This is a genomic window from Haliscomenobacter sp., from assembly GCF_033763495.1.
In the GTDB taxonomy this organism is placed as follows: Bacteria; Bacteroidota; Bacteroidia; order Chitinophagales; family Saprospiraceae; genus Haliscomenobacter.
The window spans coordinates 25,800-42,657 of record NZ_JANRKL010000207.1; the positions used below are offsets into that span (position 1 = coordinate 25,800).

A 16,858-nucleotide genomic window follows, 5' to 3' on the forward strand; every position below is an offset into this window, starting at 1 on the left:
GCCTTTCCAAATTCGTAACTACACAGCCATGCGCAACTATATTTATTTTACTCTGGCTCTGGCCTATGCTCTTTTTTCTTGTACAAGTGATCAAAGTAGTTCAGAAGTGCAAAGTGCTCTGGATGAATGGTTTCCCAAGCAGTACAAAGTTGTGGGGGGAACCGAAGTGAATACTGCCGACTCCCTGGTGTTGATTCCCATTGCATCAGTTGCTGATCCCAAAATTCAGTTTACGGTCGATTATCAGCCCAAAAAGGAAAAAGGCGGCCTGGTCAAAGAGGCTATTCAAAGCGCTTTTGAGGCTGCCAAGGTAAACGCTGAAGCGGCGGGCGATTTATTGGACGCCTTGCAAAAAAATGGCTTCAAAAATGTGGTAGTAGGGACCAATCTGGCCCAAAACGCAGTGGAGATTCAACTGTATGAAGAGCCTTTTAACTCGATTTTTACCTCCCGCATCAAGCAAATTCAGAAAGCTAGTGCAGCCTGGGCAGCTCAACGCAACATGGTACCCTGCCGCTTGAATTTAAAGGTAATGGACCCCAAGGCCTGGGGAAAAAGGTTTGATAAAATTCTGGATGCCCGCTTTGTTAACCGGCAGGATTCCTGGGTTTTCGAAAATACAATCGCTACTGCCAATGCTGATTTGGCTGACCCGGGATCAGCTGAATTTTTGCCCGGGAGCCTGAGTTTGAGTGGAAAAAGAGAAATGGAAGTCCGCAAAAAAATCCACGCTGATGTGGTGGACTTTTTACGGACTTCCAAAAAACTGGACTTCCACGTTGAACTAATCGCCATGGTCAATACCGAATGGGATTTGCGCAACATGGAAACGATCCGTTACTATTTTCCTTATTGCCAACAGAGCGAAACCACCAAAACCAACGGAAGTTGTATGGGGAATTTTGATGGCCGTATTTCTTGTGTCTACGATTTTAAAACGGGGAGGACGCAGGTGGATTTTTAGTTCAATAAATTCGGAAACTGCTCTTTCAACTGATCATCCAGCGTATCAGCCCAGTGCTCAAAATCACTGATGAAAGTGGAGAGTTCATTAAAATCGATGCCTTTGATGTCGCGCTCAAAGGTGGCCCACACCTTATTGGCATTGGGTAAGACGCTGAATTTGATGCCGAATTTTTCATCGTTCAACTCCAACAAGCGGCGGTAAAACGTAAGCAGTTGATTGGTAGCTGGCACATCCATTACCGGGCAGAAGATGCGGATGAAGTCCCGCCGTGACCCATTGTCGTAATTGAGCTTGTGGATCATGATCTGGATGGTTGCACTACCTTTGGTCCAGGTCCAAAAAAGCTTCTCCGCATTGTATACGGTATGCCGATCCAGGCCAACGGACTCTGCATAGCAGTGTACCATTTCTACTACTTTGTTGTACTGCACATCGGCAGGGTGGGATGGGTTTTGTGTGTTTTCCATGGGTGTCGCAATTGGATTATGAAATACCCACAATATCGGAGTTTTTTAAAAATTATCCCAATTTCACCGAAGTCATTGTCAAAGACCCACCCACTGCTTTATCGTTAAAAAACTGCACTGGATCATTTTTATCCTGCAAGCCCAAAATGTACAACAATGGATAATAGTGATCAGGCGTAGGAATGGCCAACTTGGCCGATTTGTTCAAATTTTCATAATTGATCAGCGGCTGGTGATTGCCATCGCTGATGTGTTTTTTAAATACCTCGTTCATCTCAATGGCCCAATCGAAGCCGTAAGACTCTTTTTGCAGGTGCTCCCAAGCGACCATACGCAGGTTGTGCACCATATTGCCACTGCCCACAATGAGTACGCCTTTTTTGCGCAGTTCCGCCAACTCCTGAATCAGTTCGTAATGGTACTGGGGTGATTTGTAATAATCGATGCTCAGTTGCAAAACCGGGACGTTGGCCTCCGGATACATGTGCCTGATGATGGTCCAGGTGCCGTGATCCAGGCCCCACTCGTGATCCAGTCCTACCTCGGTTTTGGTGATCAGTTTGCGGGTGTTTTCTGCAAGCACCGGGTCGCCAGGGGCAGGGTATTGCACGTCGAACAAGGCTTGGGGAAATCCCCCAAAATCGTGAATGGTTTTAGGCGTGGGCATCGCTGTGACATGGGTACCCCTAGTAAGCCAGTGCGCCGACACCACCAAAACCGCCTTTGGCGTGGGAATGTCTTTCGCCAGTTGTTTCCAACTTTGGCTAAACTGATTGTCTTCAATGCCGTTCATGGGTGAACCGTGGCCCAGAAACAAAAGTGGCATTTTTACGTCCTGTTCTTCCAACTCGTCGCGGAAGTTTTTGAAAGATCCCATCGTCATCATAAGCGCAGCTCCAGATACAGTTTTGATGAATGTTTTGCGTTTCATGCGCAAGTTTTTGGTAAAAACGCTGCGAGATGAAAAATAGTTGTATATACATTGAATTTTGAAAAATTGTCAATTATGCCGCTCTAAAGTGAATCTACAGCCGTTTTGATCCAATCGGCATGGGCTAAAATTTTGCCCCGTTCTTCGGCATCCATTTTGTCCCAAACCTGATAAGCCATACCAATGCGGGGATTGCCGCGCAGTTTGGGGGCGTGGCGATCATAAAAATCCCAATAAAGGGCATTGAAGGGGCAAGCCTGGTGGCCATAACGCAAGGACTTATCGTAGTGGCATTTCCCACAGTGGTCGCTCATCTTGTGGATGTAATTGGCACTGGAAACATAAGGTTTGGTGCCAACTATGCCACCATCGGCAAATTGACTCATGCCCCGGGTATTGGTAATTTCAACCCACTCTATCGCATCGATGTATATGCCCAGGTACCAGGCGTCTACCTCATCGGGATGCACGCCAAGTAACAATGCGAAATTGCCCGTAAGCATCAAGCGTTGAATGTGGTGGGCGTAAGCTCGGTCTAGTGATTGGCCGATGGCATGGGCCAGGCAACGCATTTTGGTTTGGCCAGTCCAATACCAGTTGGGCAGCTTTGCTTGATGATCAAAGTAGTTGAGCTGAGCAAAATTGGGCATCTCCGCCCAATAAATTCCGCGCATGTATTCCCGCCAACCGATGATTTGTCGGACAAAACCTTCCAGTGCTGCATAGGACACATTTTGCTGATTTTTTTGCCAATAATTGATACAGGCATCCACTACTTCGCGGGGATGAATCAACTTCACATTCATGGAGAAGGACAAGCGGGAGTGAAACAACAACCAATCCCGATCGGTCATAGCGTCCTGGTAAGCGCCAAAAGCCCGTAGGCGGATTTTGATGAAATGATCCAGCAAGGACAAACTCTCAGCTCGGGTGATGGGCCAGTTAAACCGTGTGGGATCAACTGACCCGATGGTTTTTACCCCCGTTTTTTCCAAAAGAGTAAGTAGTTCCTGCACATCCCGGTATTGGGCCAGGGTTGGAGGGACAACCTGGGTTGCAGGCATTTTTTTGCGGTTCTCTGCATCGTAATTCCAGCGTCCGGTAAGTGGGGTTTTGCCATCTGGCTCCATCAAGATTTGGTGTTTCTCCCGCATTTTGCGGTAAAAACTTTCCATCAGGTAGGTCTTTTTTCCCTTGAATAAATTGGCCAGTTCGTAGCGGCTACTAAAAAAATGTTCAGTGTCATGAACCTCGTGGGGAATGGGCAGGCTTTGGCAAAACGATTGCAGCAATTGATCTACTCGCCATTCGTCTGGTAGCTGGTATTCAAATTTATGGATGGAATGGGTTTCAATCAGTGCCTGACAATTCACCTCAAAACTTTGTTGGTTATCGCTGTCGTCCAGTTGGAAATATTTTACCGAATGGCCTGCTTCCTGTAGATTTTCAGCAAAAGCCCGCATGGCGAGGAAAAAGGCACAAATTTTTTGGACATGATGCTGAACGTATTGGGTTTCAGGCAAAATTTCCATCAACACGTACAAAATAGAGGGGTCTTTTTTCTGTAACCAGGAATGTTGGCCATTGAGTTGGTCTCCCAAGATGAGTCTTAAAGTATGGTAAGCCATTGGATGTGGTTCGATGAGTTGCTGGTTCTAAACAAAGCGTCACGAAGTTTGTTCTTAGCACCATATCAAAAGGATTGAGCCATGTCAAAACATTACCTGGTAGTGGGTGGAAGCCACGGAATTGGATTGGAAATATGCCGAAAATTGGTGGAACAAGGTGATGAAGTCACCGTCATTTCACGTACCCTGGGCGAATTGAGTGAATTGCCAGGGGTGACTCATCATGTGCTGGATGTGAGTACGGAAGAGATTCCGGTTGGCATTATTCCTGAAAATTTACAGGGTTTGGTGTATTGCCCGGGCAGCATCAATCTGCGGGCTTTTGCCAGTCTGCCACTTGGAGCTTTCAGAGAGGACTTTGAGATCAATGTGATGGGTGCCATCAAAAGTATTCAGGCTGCACTCAAAGCCCTGAAAAAGAATCCGGGAAGCAGCATTCTGTTGTTCAGCACCGTAGCTGTAGGTCAGGGTATGCCTTTTCACAGCAGCATCGCTGCGGCCAAGGGCGCGGTAGAAGGATTGACTCGCTCCCTTGCGGCCGAACTGGCTCCAGGTATCCGGGTGAATTGTATTGCTCCTTCTTTGACCGACACTCCGCTGGCCGCACGCCTGCTGAGTAGTGATGAAAAACGGGAAGCTGCCGCCAATCGCCATCCCCTCAAAAGAGTAGGAGCCGCCAGCGAACTAGCGGCCCTGGCTACCTTCCTGTTGACTGCAGATGCTGCGTGGATAACGGGTCAGGTCATCCACGCAGATGGGGGGATGAGCGCAGTAAGGGTATAAGCTTTATTGGTTGACAATGGGGAGGCTTAAGCTGGCTGTATTGTTGTTTTCGGATATTTCTGCTACAACACTTGTGGCGTCTATTTTGAAACTCAGATTGACATTGGGCGAACCGTAGGGGGCATTGCGGTGGATCAAATTATCGGGCACCACAAATTCTACTTGTACTTGTTGGCCAGCAGCCAATGTGCTGATGTTTTGGGTTCTTTTCAGGCTTTGGGCAGTGAAGGATTCATGATCTACCCGCCAATTGTAGGTTACTTCCATTACAAAGCTAGCGGTGGCTATGGGGCCGGTATTGCGTACAGTGAGCAGCACCACTCGGGATTGTGGTGAGCGGTAAATCTGTTGGGGTTCACCATTGAAGTTCAACTCGGGTTTGAGGCTTAGGTCGACTGCCCGCACTTTGGGTTGAACTACCAACTTGGGCGACTGAATGGGCTGGCTTTGGGCTTGTAAACTTTGAACAGCGCAATAGAACAGTGTGATGAGCAGGAAAATGGGTCGCATAGCTAGTTTGTTTTTGTTGGAACAAAACTGCGGCTTTGCAGCAACAAAAACATCCTCATAAAGGGGGATAGCTGGAAAATCCTGTCAAATAAGGGCTAAGCAGTCTGAGTCCATTTTACCGTTTACCCAATCCCTTAATCCCCCACACAATCAGACCAATCACACTCCCTCCGATGGTCGCAAACACCAGTATCCACTTGAAGAAGGTAAAAATACCACCCAGTTTTGCTACACCCATCAATTGTGTTGGATAGGCATTGAGCAGAGCAATGATCGACGCATTTTCTGCGTAGTCAAATACTACCGCAAGCAGTGGCAAAAAAGCCAGATAGGGCAACCACTTGTTACTCGGTGCAATTTTGCGCATCAAAAAGGTAAGCAACAAAGCAAAAGCAATGCCATAGATAATCGGGTAAACCACATCAGCGGTCAGATCTATGATTCGATACAAGGATCGACCAGTGTCGCCGTAAGATTCAATCAAGGCAAATCCTTGCTCCGGCGTCCAGGTGGGAATACTCAGGTCAATGGGGACGACTGGCTTTCCGGCGGCCTTGGACATTAAGGATTGCATGTAGGGCATTACGCCCATCATAAAAATGACATCCAAGATGACAAAGATGATGACATTGCGGCCTGTGGCCCATTGTTGCAGTTTGGCAAGCATGGTTTCGGGTTTTGGTGTTTGTTATTGCACATGTGTCCAAAATATAGATATTTGTGCCTTCAACTACAAAAAAAATGGCAGCATTTATCTTTGACATGGACGGTACGATGGTGGACAACATGATGGTACACCACCGCGCCTGGCAAATAAAACTGGCTGAATTGGGCCTGGAAATGGAGTTGGAGACAGTCCGACAAACGATTCACGGCAAAAACGAGGAAATTTTGGCCAAACTTTTCGGCGACCGCTTTACCCCCGAAGATTTTAAACGCATCGCCTGGGAAAAAGAAAATGCCTACCGCAGGCAGTTCATCTCGGAACTAAAATTGATTGACGGATTACCCGATTTTTTACAAAAAGTCCATTCCAAAGGTATCCCGATGGGAGTTGGCACTGCAGCACCCGCCGAAAATGTCAATTTTGTGCTGGACAACATCTATGGGTTACGCAATTATTTCCAAACGGTAGTTCATTCAGGAATGGTTAGCAAAGGCAAACCTGATCCTCAGGTTTTTCAAATGGTGGCTCAGGGCATGGGCGTGCCCATTGAAGAATGCCTGATTTTTGAAGATTCACCAACGGGGGTGGAAACGGCGCATCGGGCCGGATGCCAGGTGGTCGTGGTGACTACGACTCATCGTCAGGAAGAGTTTGTTAGGTTTCCGAACGTGTTGCGCTTTATTGACAACTACCTCGATTTAGACGACCTACTGTAGTGAAAACACCACTCTTTGGTAGTCAAATGACTTAAAAGTGTGAAAATCAACGATGAGCAACCGAAACACCTCGTTTTGCTGCGTATTTCTATTGTTTGACTGCGGTTTATCGAAATATTTTTCCTGAGTTTCCATTAAACGAAAAAAATTTCGTCCTTCGCGTGACTTTTCGAGGCGGGGGCGTCAAAAAAAGCATACATATTGATGAATGTGTATTTTTGACACAATGAAAAGCTTTGAAGGCCAACTTTAGAAATTTTTTTAGCAAGAAAGAAAAAAAAATCATTCTAAATGGGTGACTTCAAAATGCAACTGCGTCAAAAATACAAACAAGCGAAAAAGCAAAGGCTTGATTAGCTTATAGATAGACTTAAGTTTTTCATGATAGGTTATGGGTTTAGGTGTTATGGTAGGGGAGGATTTAAATTCTTCCCCTTCTTTTCAACCTTGCTCAAGTGAAGCGCGATCGATGGACACTTTTGAACTATCCAGCTTGACAGAGAATAAAAAATAAGAGTTTTTTCATGAGATAGGGTTTTTAGTGCTTAGTGGGGGAGGAATTCCCCCTTTTTTCCTACTCAGGTCACAACTCTACGAATTTGTAATATGGGTTTTAGGTGTTTTTCGAGGGGGAGTTTTTAAGCTCCCCTTACTTTAAAACTGCCCAAAACCACAGGCATAATGCACGTTCACAGGCTTAGTATAGCCTTTCCTGTGATTTGTTTTGCAAGGTTTTCATGATATGAATATGGGTTTTAGGTGTTTTTTATGGGAAGTCACTCGACTTCCCTTTTTTATTTCCACTCTTTTGCTTATTTTCTCAGCCGATTTAAACAGGTTGCAAGGGCATAACTTCATACCCTTACCTCCTACTCTTTAGGTCTCAACTCTTGCCACATGATGATTGAATTATTTTTTGCCGTATTGGGTGCCCTTTTTTCAGTGGTCAACCCCTTGGGTGCAGTTCCGGTGTTTTTGGCGATGACTCCAAATTACACACCGGTAGAGCGCAACCAAACTGCCCGCAGCACCGGGATCTATTTTACCATCATTTTATTGTGTTTCTTTTTTGCCGGAACCCTTATCCTTGAATTTTTTGGCATCCGCATCAGTGCCATGCGTATTGCGGGTGGAGTGATGATTTTGAGTTCGGGTTATGGTTTGATCAGCGGCAAGTTTGCTGAAAATCGGGCAGTCAATAAAGAAGTGGAAGAAGAAGCCCTCCAAAAACAGGACATTTCTTTTGCACCATTGGCCATGCCCCTGCTGTCGGGCCCTGGCTCCATTTCTTACCTCATTACCCAATACAATGAAAACAACAGTTGGGAAGCGCACCTGGTAGTCGCTGCCGTGATCGTCTTTTTGGGTATCCTGGTGTATTTGATCTTACGTTCGGCGCCTTACTTGTATCGCCTGTTGGGAGAAGCGGGATTGAATGCACTTTCCCGCATTATGGGTTTTATTGTTATGTCTTTAGGGGTTCAATACATCATTTTTGGCATCATCCAATTGATTGAAGGGATGAAGTAAACCTCTTGTCATGATTGCTTGTCCAAATTTGGGGAGCGAAAATAGGCTGTCTGCAACCGAATTCCCAAAATTTGGACAAGCAATCAACGCATTGCGATTACCCTTGCAAAGCATATACCTCTTCGCCCCGATGCAACACCTTTTTAAGTTTGCCTTCTTGCTCCATGGTGCTTAAAATGGGCTTTACAACTTCTGGACTCATGCCCAATACTTTACAAATGGATTCGATTTTTTGCAGTGGATATTTTGCAAAAGTAGCAGCTATCTTTTCCTGAGGACTACGATTGGCCGTTACGGGCATATTTTCGAAAATGCTGCGGGATTTTAAATCTTCGGTAGCCAATTCCGGAACGTTTTCCGGCTCAGGAGTGACTTGTGCGGGGTCTGGGATCTGGGTATCCAACATCATGTCGGTTTTGTCGGCAGTTTCATTGATTTTCACTTCCTGTTCCTGCACGGCAGCACTGGTGCGGTCCACTTTTTCCTGTAAATTTTGAATGATTCGGCTGGACAGGCCTTCTAGAAACCTGGCTGAATAGAAAGCAGCTACAACACAGCAACCAGCGTAAATGAAATAATTGAGGATATCACCTTTGGTGTCGTTCAGGATATTGCTGTCCACTACTTTGAGGAACAAAGGAATGGCAATGGTGGCGACCAGTCCCATAAACATACTGCGCCAGAAATTGCGTTCTTCTTTGGGTGAGTTAAGGAAATTGGCAGTTCCTCCCAAGATACCCGTTACCAGCATAATGCCAAGTAGGGTAAAAACGTAATTCCAGTCAAGGGAGGCCGCTTCAGATTGGCTTTCAATAGCAGGCTGAACGCGCTCTAAAGAATCGTTGATGCTTTGTGAAATAGAATCGGCTATGGTTTGGCGTAAGGAATCTATCAATAAAGATAAAGAATCTGGCATGGCTTGTAAATTTTGGTGTTTTTTACGAATATAGCAGGAAAAAACGACAAGTAAGTACTTTGAACAACATATTTAAACTGTAGCAATGGACACCCATGGAGATATAACACCTTTTACCCTGGTTTTTCCTACCGAATTCTAAAAAAAACTGCTTAGAAGGTTGCATGCTAAACAAAAAAGTCACATTTTTGTAAAAGTTCTATACAGGCCATTCCCCTTAGGTCTGCTCAAATACGTGTCAAACGAATCAAGTCTCGGAACGACTGTTGTTTAAGAAACAGTTGAAAAATCAGTTAACCGAATAAGTATGCAAACACCTATTACTTTTTGTGACTTTCTACGTCTAATGTAAAGAATACAAAGGAGCAGAATTTGTAATTGAAGGTGCAACTGAAAACAACCATGAACAAAACCTATACGGCCACGCTGTGTAGAGAGTTAAACACGTAAACATGAGAAAACTATTTCTTGCGATTGTTTTTTTAGGTTCCATTGTTGTCGCAGGATCCGCACAAGAGTTTCAAATCGCCTGTACCAATGGGTACACCAACAACAACACTTTCTGTTGTGGTTACACCAAATCTAATCAAGCCAATGTCGGCGTGATCAAGTTCCCAAAATTTGCCCCCCCTCTGAATGTAGGAGTTGTCTACACTTGGTACGCACTCCATCCAGATGGCCCCAAAACATGGGATACACCGGTTTCTTCCCGGATGGTTCCATTACCTTGGTCCGGGGAGTACAAGGTCTTCGTCATGATCCATTTTATTGACAAAACAACCTTGCGGAGGGTAAGCAGTTATCGATCCAATACAATAACTGTAAAGGCTGTGGCTTGTGAGGAAACCAAAGACGGAGGAACGCATTAAGACCTAACCAAGCTTCAATGAAAAACAGTATCGCGGAAGGAGCAAAATGCATTCGCGATACTGTTTTTATTTTCCCTATCATAGATTGGATTCACTGGCTTTTTCCAATCCTTTTTTTGGAAAGCCATAATCCTGCATGCGGTTCAGGGTGAAAATTAAATTTTTCGTCAACCCAATAGTAGATCTGCTGATTTTTTTACCTTTATTTTTCTACCTGTATAGGGCAAAAGAACAACTATAAATGAACAAATACAGCACATTAGCCTGTCTGCTGTTTTTAAGCGGCATTTCAAGCTCTCTCCTTTTTGCTCAGGATCGGGCACTGTTGACTTTTACCGTTGCGAGTGGCGATTTTGAGCGCCAAAACAGCCCAATCAGTTTAAATCTGGACGGTGTTGCCCTCCCGGCCAGTACTTTTCAGCTTCTGGAATTGACTCCAAAAGGCAAAATCTCCGTTCCTTTTCAGTTTGAACAGGGGACAACGAAACAATTGTGCTGGATTTTAACGGGTACAACCCCAGCCGGAACCAAGCGGGTATTTGAACTACGAACGGGTACAGCTAGTGCAGCTGCTTCCCCCATCGTAGCCATCCGGGAAAAAGGAGCCATCGTTTTTCAACGCAAGCAACGCAATCTCTTGCGGTACCAATACGCCGAAGCCAACGTGCCCGAAGGCAAATCCGAGCTTTTTCGCCGTGGCGGCTTCATCCATCCCTTGTGGTCACCGAAAGGTGAGGTATTGACCCGCGTACAGCCCCCTGATCACATCCACCATTATGGCATTTGGAATCCCTGGACCAGCACGGTTTTTGAAGGTCGTAAACTGGATTTTTGGAACCTGAACAAAGGGGAAGGCACCGTAAAAGTTCCTTCTTTGCCCGCAGTTACCCAGGGCCCGGTACTGGGCACCCTCAGCACCCAACATGAACACGTTGACCTGACTGCCCCCAGTCCAACGGGTTCCAGGGTTGCGTTGGAGGAAGAGTGGAACATTAAAGTGTGGAATACAGGGCCGGACGATGGTCCCCAATTGGTCGATTTTCAATCCATTCTCCATTGCGCCAGTGACAGCGTTTTTACCATCAAAGCCTATACTTATCAAGGTTTTGGCTTTCGGGCCACGGAAAAGTGGGATGATAAAACTGCCCGCTTGTTGACCTCAGAAGGTAAGAGCAAAGGCGATGGCAACGGTACCCGTGCCCGCTGGATCGATGCGCGTGGGGTATCGGGTTTTGGCAAATCGGGCATCCTCTTTATGACTCACCCGTTAAACCACAACTACCCCGAACAACTACGCCTTTGGGCAACCGGGGCCAATCAGGGCAAGGAGAACGTTTTCCTCAATTTCAACCCGGCTCAGGAACAAGATTGGGTGCTTCAGCCCGGCAAGGCTTACACCCTAAACTACCGAATGTTGGTTTACGATGGGGAAATTAGCCAGCAACAAATGGAGCAATACTGGCAGGATTACGCTCACCCGCCTCAGGTCGAAATCATCCTGCGCCAACTCGACACCAACAAAAAAGTGTTGCTATACACCAAAAACGGCAAGGGCTATGTGCACGACAACATCGCCAGTTCGATCGTAGCCATTCGTAAATTGGGTGCCGAAAACGGATTCAGTGTGGATACCAGCAGCAATCCGGCCCTCATCACCGAGGCCAACCTCAACAAATACCACGCAATCATCCTTTCGAATACCAACAACGAAACTTTTGATACCGAAGCCCAAAAACTGGCCTTCCAGCGCTATATTCAGGCGGGTGGAGGTTTGGTGGCCATTCACTCCGCTTCGGGATCGGAGCGACAATGGCCTTGGTTCTGGCGCACCCTTGGTGGCAAATTTAAACGGCACCCACCATTGCAAAAATTTGAGATTCAGGTGATCGATCCTCAACATCCCTCTACCTTACATTTGCCCAGTACCTGGGCCTGGGAAGATGAATGTTATTACCTTGAACACCTGTATCCGGGCAAACATGTCCTGCTTGCCGCAAACATGAATAGCGTTGTTGATGATAAAAAAGTGGAATACCCGGGCATAACCTTTGGGAAACTGTTCCCACTCTGCTGGTCAGAAGAACAGGGCCTGGGGCGTAGCTGGTACACTGCTCTGGGGCATAAGAAAGAATACTACTCGGATCCAACTTTTACAACTCACCTGCTGGGCGGCATTCTGTGGGTGCTGGATGGCAGTGATAAGTTGGACTACAGCAAAGCGACAGATAAACTCATTACGGAATAAAAGTTGAAGAGTTTAGGGTTGAAAAGAACCGTCACTTCGACGGCACTTCGACTACGCTCAGTGACCGACTCAGTGATCGTTCTTTTCAACCCTAAACTCTTCAACTCCTTAACCTACAACCATGCAAAATCACAAAAAGCGCGGCATGACCCGCCGCGAATACCTCAAAACCACCATCACTGGTTCGCTTGGGGCGATGGTATTGCCTACCATTGTTCCCGCTTCGGTCTTGGGCAAAAGTGCACCGAGCAATAAAATTCAAATTGGCCAGATTGGTTTTGGCCGGATTGCTATGGGGCACGACCTGCCGGATACCATGCGTTTTGACCAGGCCAGGGTGATGGCGGTATGTGACATAGACAGCAATCGCAAGGAGTTTGGCAAAAAATGGATCGAAAAATGGTACACCGATAAGAAAAAAACCAGCGTCAATGTCAAAATGTACGACGACTACCGTCAAATGCTTATGGATCCAGAGATCGATGCAGTAATCGTCAGTACACCCGATCATTGGCATGCTCAACCCGCGATTGAGGCGGCCTATGCAGGCAAACACATTTACCTGCAAAAACCGGCAGCCTTGACCATTGCCGAAGGGCGCAGTATGAGTGATGCTGTGCACAAATCCGGAGTGGTTTTCCAAATTGGTAGCCAGCAACGCTCTCAAAATCCCTGGCCACAGTTCAAACGCGCCTGTGAACTGGTGCGCAACGGCCGCATCGGGAAATTGCATACCGTTAAAATTGGCTTACCCGGCGACCCTGGGGGGGAAGTGGAGCCAGAAATGCCCATCCCAAAAAACCTGAATTACGAGATGTGGCTGGGTTCTACGCCATATGTGTACTACACCGAAAAAAGGGTACATCCACAAGTGGGATTTGACCGTCCGGGTTGGCTGCGTTGTGAACAATTCGGAGCGGGTATGATTACAGGCTGGGGTGCGCACCACATCGACACTGCCCACTGGGGCATGGGTACCGAATACACAGGCCCAATCGAAATCAAAGCGGACGCGAAGTTCCCCACGAGTGGACTTTGGAATGTCCATGGCGACTTTTTGGCCGAAGCCAAATACGCCAATGGTGTAAACATGCAAGTTAGCGGTGCATTCCCGAATGGGGTGCGTTTTGAAGGCAGCGAAGGCTGGATTTTTGTATCGAGGGGTAACGTGGGTGTAACGGCCAGTGACCCGGGCAGTGCTAAAAACTCGGATGCCTTTAGTGCCAGCGACGCCAAAATTTTACAATCGGTCATCAAGCCCGAAGAAATTCACCTGTACAACTCCCCAGACCAACACGGCAACTGGTTGGATTGTATTCTAAATGGCCAACAAACTATTGCTCCGGTAGAGGTGGCGCACCGCTCTACCTCGGCTTGTTTGCTCATTCACGCGGCCATGAAATTGAAGCGCACTCTGCATTGGGATCCAGTTCATGAACGTTTCAAAAATGACGATGAGGCAAATGCGTTGCTGGCTCGGCCACAGCGTTTTCCATATGGGACTGAGTATGTGAAATAAGTCACATTAAGTAGTAAGCAGCTCCGCTGCTTGTTTTTTTTGTAACCGCGACGACGCGACGGCGCGACGGTACGTATGCTTCGCACACTTTTACGTCGTTTTACGTCACACATTTGGCGGAGCCAAATGAATCGTCGTGCCGTCGCGCCGTTGCGGTTATAAAATATTTGGCGCAGCCAAATCAAACAATCGTTGCCTTTGCTAAAGAAATAGATAAATGAAAAAAATGCACAAATCATTCCTTTTTCTCCTCCTCGCTGGCCTTTGCGCCTGTTCAAATTCTCAAACCCAAGAGAAAACCAGTAGCATGAAACTCAGTGGTGCCGCCAACGAAATCAAGCTGATGACCCTCGATCCCGGGCATTTCCATGCGGCCTTGGTGCAAAAAAACAATTACACCCAGGTTGATTCAACCGTTTATATCTATGCGCCAGATGGACCCGAATTGAAAGCCCACCTGGCGCGCATCGACAGCTACAACAAACGCCCGGAAAACCCGACACATTGGAATTCCAAAGTTTATACCGGGCCGGATTATTTGGCTAAAATGCTCAGTGAAAAACCTGGAAATGTAGTGGTGATCTCTGGGAACAACGCCCAGAAAACGCATTACATCCAATCCTGTATCGATGCCGGTGTAAATGTACTGGCCGATAAACCGATGGCTATCAAACCTGCTGATTTTCAGCGACTCAAGGCGCTTTTTCCGTTGGCTGAAAAAAAAGGGGTACTGCTCTACGACATCATGACCGAACGCTACGAAATCAGTACCATTCTGCAACGAGAACTTTCTCAAACGCCTGCGCTGTTTGGTACACTGGAAAAAGGAACGCCAGATAATCCCGCCATCACCAAGGAAAGTGTACACCATTTTTTCAAATTCGTATCGGGTGCACCGCTGATTCGTCCAGCCTGGTTTTTTGATGTAGAGCAGCAAGGCGAAGGGGTGGTAGATGTATCGACTCACCTGGTGGACCTCGTGCTCTGGGAATGTTTCCCTGAACAAAGCATCAGTTACACCAAAGACATTCAGTTGCAGGCCGCCAAACGCAGTGCCACTGAGTTGACGAGTCAGCAATTCAAACAGGTAACCGCCCTGCCCGGCTTCCCTGGTTTTTTGAAAAAAGACCTGACCAAAGACTCAACAGTAAAAGTGTTTGCCAACGGCGAAACCCATTTTAGTGTAAAAGGTGTCCACGCCAAAGTATCGGTGATTTGGAATTTCCAGGCTCCAGATGGCGCGGGTGACACCCACTTCTCCATCATGCGGGGCACCAAAGCCAATCTGATCATCCGCCAAGGAGCTGCGGAGAAATACCGCCCAGTGCTGTATGTTGAGCCCCTGGCCAATGTGGACCGCAGTAGTGCAGAAGCCGCGCTAAAAGCCGCCATAGCGAGCTTGAACAGTGGAAAATTCAAAGGACTAAGCTACGAAGCAACCGATAAGGGTTGGAAAATCATCATTCCCGAATCCTACAACGTTGGCCACGAGGCACATTTCGCTCAGGTAACCGAAAAATATTTGCAATATTTGACGCAAGGTAAATTGCCCGAATGGGAAGTACCCAATATGCTGGCGAAGTACTACGTTACGACTAAAGCGTATGAGTTGAGTAGAAACAAATAGCATAATCATGGACCCTTTGGACTTAAACAATGCTTCTGAAACCCATCCGCTCTTTCCCAGCGGGGAATGGGAAGGTTTTTATACCCACGCTCAAGGCCCAGGCGCGGAACAATTCAAGATGTATTTTTCGCTCAATTTTGCCAACAATGAAGTCAGCGGTGGTGGGAGCGACAACATCGGGCCATTTGTGTGGAAGGGCATTTATGACACCGAAGGACTTTGGTGCAAAATGACCAAATACTACGCGACCCACACCGTTTTTTACGACGGCAATGTGGATGAAAACGGCATTTGGGGCAATTGGGAAATCACCCCAAGTATGACGGGTGGGTTTCACCTTTGGCCTAAAAAAAATGAAGAAACTGCGCAGGTGGAAGCGGTGGATAGTTTGGTGTTGGAGAATTTGGTAAGGGTGCCGAGTGGGGTGCAATAGGCAAATCGTAATATTCAAGTACCGAAATTCTTCACAATGTTGTTCAAAAGATACTTTGCCCGACTCAAACTCCAACAAAAAATTCGTTCCTTATCTCCAGATGAGCGCACCCAAATCCTGGAAGCTTCGCCCTATGAAGCTGTGCCTTTCCAGGGGGAAGGATACCACGTCTTTTTAAAATCTGAACCTGATTTCCACAAAGGATACGTCAACTCCCTAGGCGAAATCTCACCGGTGGAAGCAGAAGATTGGATCATTCAACAGTATTTGGAAACCAAGCCATGATCAGCCTCCAACGCCTCAACCAAGACACCACCTGGAAAATCGCCATCGCCAACCGGACTCTTCTCCTCGATCCCTGGCTCACAGGCAGTGAAATTGACGGCTTTTCCTGGTTCAATGAGCAATGGCATGCGACTCCACCTGTGCCCATTGAGGACTTGGGGAAAATCGATCACATCATCATTTCCCAACCTTTTTCCGACCATTGTCACGAAGAAACTTTACAACTACTCTCTCCTGAAATCCCCATCGCCGCGGTACCCGCTGCGCGTAAAAGGCTGGGGAAAACCTTTGGGCAAAGCCGGGCATTCCAAACGATTCCTGAATACAAAAATGGCTTTTGGAATTTGGGTGAGCTGCGCTTTGCCCAGTTTCGCATGGCTTCTTTATTGGACCAGGTGCACAATGCCTTATTGATCTTGAGCCCGAACGAGGAGAATGTTTTTTACGCGCCACATGGCTTTGTACCCAACGCCAAACAAATCGCAGTACTGAAACAATACCCGATTCATGTGCTCATCACTACTGTTTCGGAGTACCATTTGCCTTTTTTTCTGGGTGGAACGGTCAATTTAGGGCTAGGCGTTTTGCAAAAATTGGCACAAATTCTGAACCCCCGACACATCATCAGCACCCACGATGAGCAAAAGTATGCCAAGGGTTTAGTTCCAAAGATTGCCCGTACTTTTTATCCTGGTGCGGCCACAGTATTGGAAAAGCAGGCCAATTACATGGCTGTTGAGGATTACGGAGTAGTTGAGTTGTAAG

At 46.9% G+C, this 16,858-nt stretch carries 17 protein-coding genes; 11 read left to right on the forward strand and 6 right to left on the reverse strand.

From position 1 onward, the window contains the following. The first annotated feature begins 28 nt into the window (after window positions 1–28). The gene (locus SFV55_RS24215; protein WP_320032150.1) at window positions 29–964 is read left to right on the forward strand and encodes a hypothetical protein; all 936 of its coding nucleotides are present in this window, start codon (window positions 29–31) and stop codon (window positions 962–964) included. Here the strand turns inward: SFV55_RS24215 and SFV55_RS24220 are convergent. The 3 genes from SFV55_RS24220 to SFV55_RS24230 all read right to left on the reverse strand — a co-directional run bounded on the left by SFV55_RS24220 (window position 961) and on the right by SFV55_RS24230 (window position 3,993). Next, the gene (locus SFV55_RS24220; protein WP_320032151.1) at window positions 961–1,434 is read right to left on the reverse strand and encodes a YbjN domain-containing protein; all 474 of its coding nucleotides are present in this window, start codon (window positions 1,432–1,434) and stop codon (window positions 961–963) included. The two genes, SFV55_RS24215 and SFV55_RS24220, sit on opposite strands and share 4 nt — an antisense overlap. Window positions 1,435–1,486: 52 nt before the next feature. Next, entirely contained in the window at window positions 1,487–2,320 is an 834-nt protein-coding gene (gene ygiD / locus SFV55_RS24225) for a 4,5-DOPA dioxygenase extradiol (RefSeq protein ID WP_413776734.1), read from the reverse strand. Between the two features lie 128 nt (window positions 2,321–2,448). Beyond that, window positions 2,449–3,993 carry a cryptochrome/photolyase family protein gene (locus SFV55_RS24230; RefSeq protein WP_320032153.1) on the reverse strand — a complete coding sequence of 515 codons (1,545 nt, stop codon included), beginning with the start codon at window positions 3,991–3,993 and terminating at the stop codon, window positions 2,449–2,451. A gap of 81 nt (window positions 3,994–4,074) precedes the next feature. Between SFV55_RS24230 and SFV55_RS24235 the strand changes: the two genes are divergently transcribed. Beyond that, a complete protein-coding gene (locus SFV55_RS24235) occupies window positions 4,075–4,776 on the forward strand; it encodes an SDR family oxidoreductase (protein ID WP_320032154.1) in 702 nt (233 codons plus the stop codon). A gap of 3 nt (window positions 4,777–4,779) precedes the next feature. On the opposite strand, the gene SFV55_RS24240 is transcribed toward SFV55_RS24235, so the two are convergent. Together SFV55_RS24240 and SFV55_RS24245 are read right to left on the reverse strand one after the other, a co-directional pair. Beyond that, entirely contained in the window at window positions 4,780–5,286 is a 507-nt protein-coding gene (locus SFV55_RS24240; protein WP_320032155.1) for a CARDB domain-containing protein, read from the reverse strand. 115 nt (window positions 5,287–5,401) lie between these two features. Continuing rightward, on the reverse strand, window positions 5,402–5,953 hold the full coding sequence (locus SFV55_RS24245) for a hypothetical protein (protein ID WP_320032156.1): 552 nt from the start codon (window positions 5,951–5,953) through the stop codon (window positions 5,402–5,404). A gap of 74 nt (window positions 5,954–6,027) precedes the next feature. Here SFV55_RS24245 and SFV55_RS24250 point away from each other — a divergent pair, with 74 nt between their 5' ends. Next, entirely contained in the window at window positions 6,028–6,669 is a 642-nt protein-coding gene (locus tag SFV55_RS24250) for an HAD family phosphatase (RefSeq protein ID WP_320032157.1), read from the forward strand. An 897-nt stretch (window positions 6,670–7,566) separates the two neighbouring features. Next, a complete protein-coding gene (locus tag SFV55_RS24255; RefSeq protein ID WP_320032158.1) occupies window positions 7,567–8,199 on the forward strand; it encodes a MarC family NAAT transporter in 633 nt (210 codons plus the stop codon). A 97-nt stretch (window positions 8,200–8,296) separates the two neighbouring features. Here the strand turns inward: SFV55_RS24255 and SFV55_RS24260 are convergent, their stop codons facing one another. Next, window positions 8,297–9,115 carry a YEATS-associated helix-containing protein gene (locus SFV55_RS24260; protein WP_320032159.1) on the reverse strand — a complete coding sequence of 273 codons (819 nt, stop codon included), beginning with the start codon at window positions 9,113–9,115 and terminating at the stop codon, window positions 8,297–8,299. Window positions 9,116–9,567: 452 nt separating this feature from the next. Here SFV55_RS24260 and SFV55_RS24265 point away from each other — a divergent pair, with 452 nt between their 5' ends. From SFV55_RS24265 to SFV55_RS24295, 7 genes are all read left to right on the forward strand, one after another. Further along, window positions 9,568–9,984, forward strand: coding sequence for a hypothetical protein (locus tag SFV55_RS24265; RefSeq protein ID WP_320032160.1), 417 nt, complete (start codon window positions 9,568–9,570; stop codon window positions 9,982–9,984). Window positions 9,985–10,225: 241 nt separating this feature from the next. Continuing rightward, window positions 10,226–12,229 (forward strand): DUF6807 family protein, encoded by a 2,004-nt coding sequence (locus SFV55_RS24270; RefSeq protein ID WP_320032161.1) that lies wholly within the window; start codon window positions 10,226–10,228, stop codon window positions 12,227–12,229. Window positions 12,230–12,350: 121 nt separating this feature from the next. Then, entirely contained in the window at window positions 12,351–13,748 is a 1,398-nt protein-coding gene (locus tag SFV55_RS24275) for a Gfo/Idh/MocA family oxidoreductase (protein WP_320032162.1), read from the forward strand. A 226-nt stretch (window positions 13,749–13,974) separates the two neighbouring features. Then, window positions 13,975–15,375 (forward strand): putative oxidoreductase C-terminal domain-containing protein, encoded by a 1,401-nt coding sequence (locus SFV55_RS24280; protein ID WP_413776733.1) that lies wholly within the window; start codon window positions 13,975–13,977, stop codon window positions 15,373–15,375. 7 nt (window positions 15,376–15,382) lie between these two features. After that, window positions 15,383–15,808 (forward strand): hypothetical protein, encoded by a 426-nt coding sequence (locus SFV55_RS24285; RefSeq protein WP_320032164.1) that lies wholly within the window; start codon window positions 15,383–15,385, stop codon window positions 15,806–15,808. Window positions 15,809–15,844: 36 nt separating this feature from the next. Continuing rightward, the gene (locus tag SFV55_RS24290; RefSeq protein WP_320032165.1) at window positions 15,845–16,093 is read left to right on the forward strand and encodes a hypothetical protein; all 249 of its coding nucleotides are present in this window, start codon (window positions 15,845–15,847) and stop codon (window positions 16,091–16,093) included. Next, window positions 16,090–16,857 (forward strand): MBL fold metallo-hydrolase, encoded by a 768-nt coding sequence (locus SFV55_RS24295; RefSeq protein WP_320032166.1) that lies wholly within the window; start codon window positions 16,090–16,092, stop codon window positions 16,855–16,857. The genes SFV55_RS24290 and SFV55_RS24295 overlap by 4 nt, the downstream gene beginning before the upstream one ends. Window position 16,858: the final 1 nt, after the last annotated feature.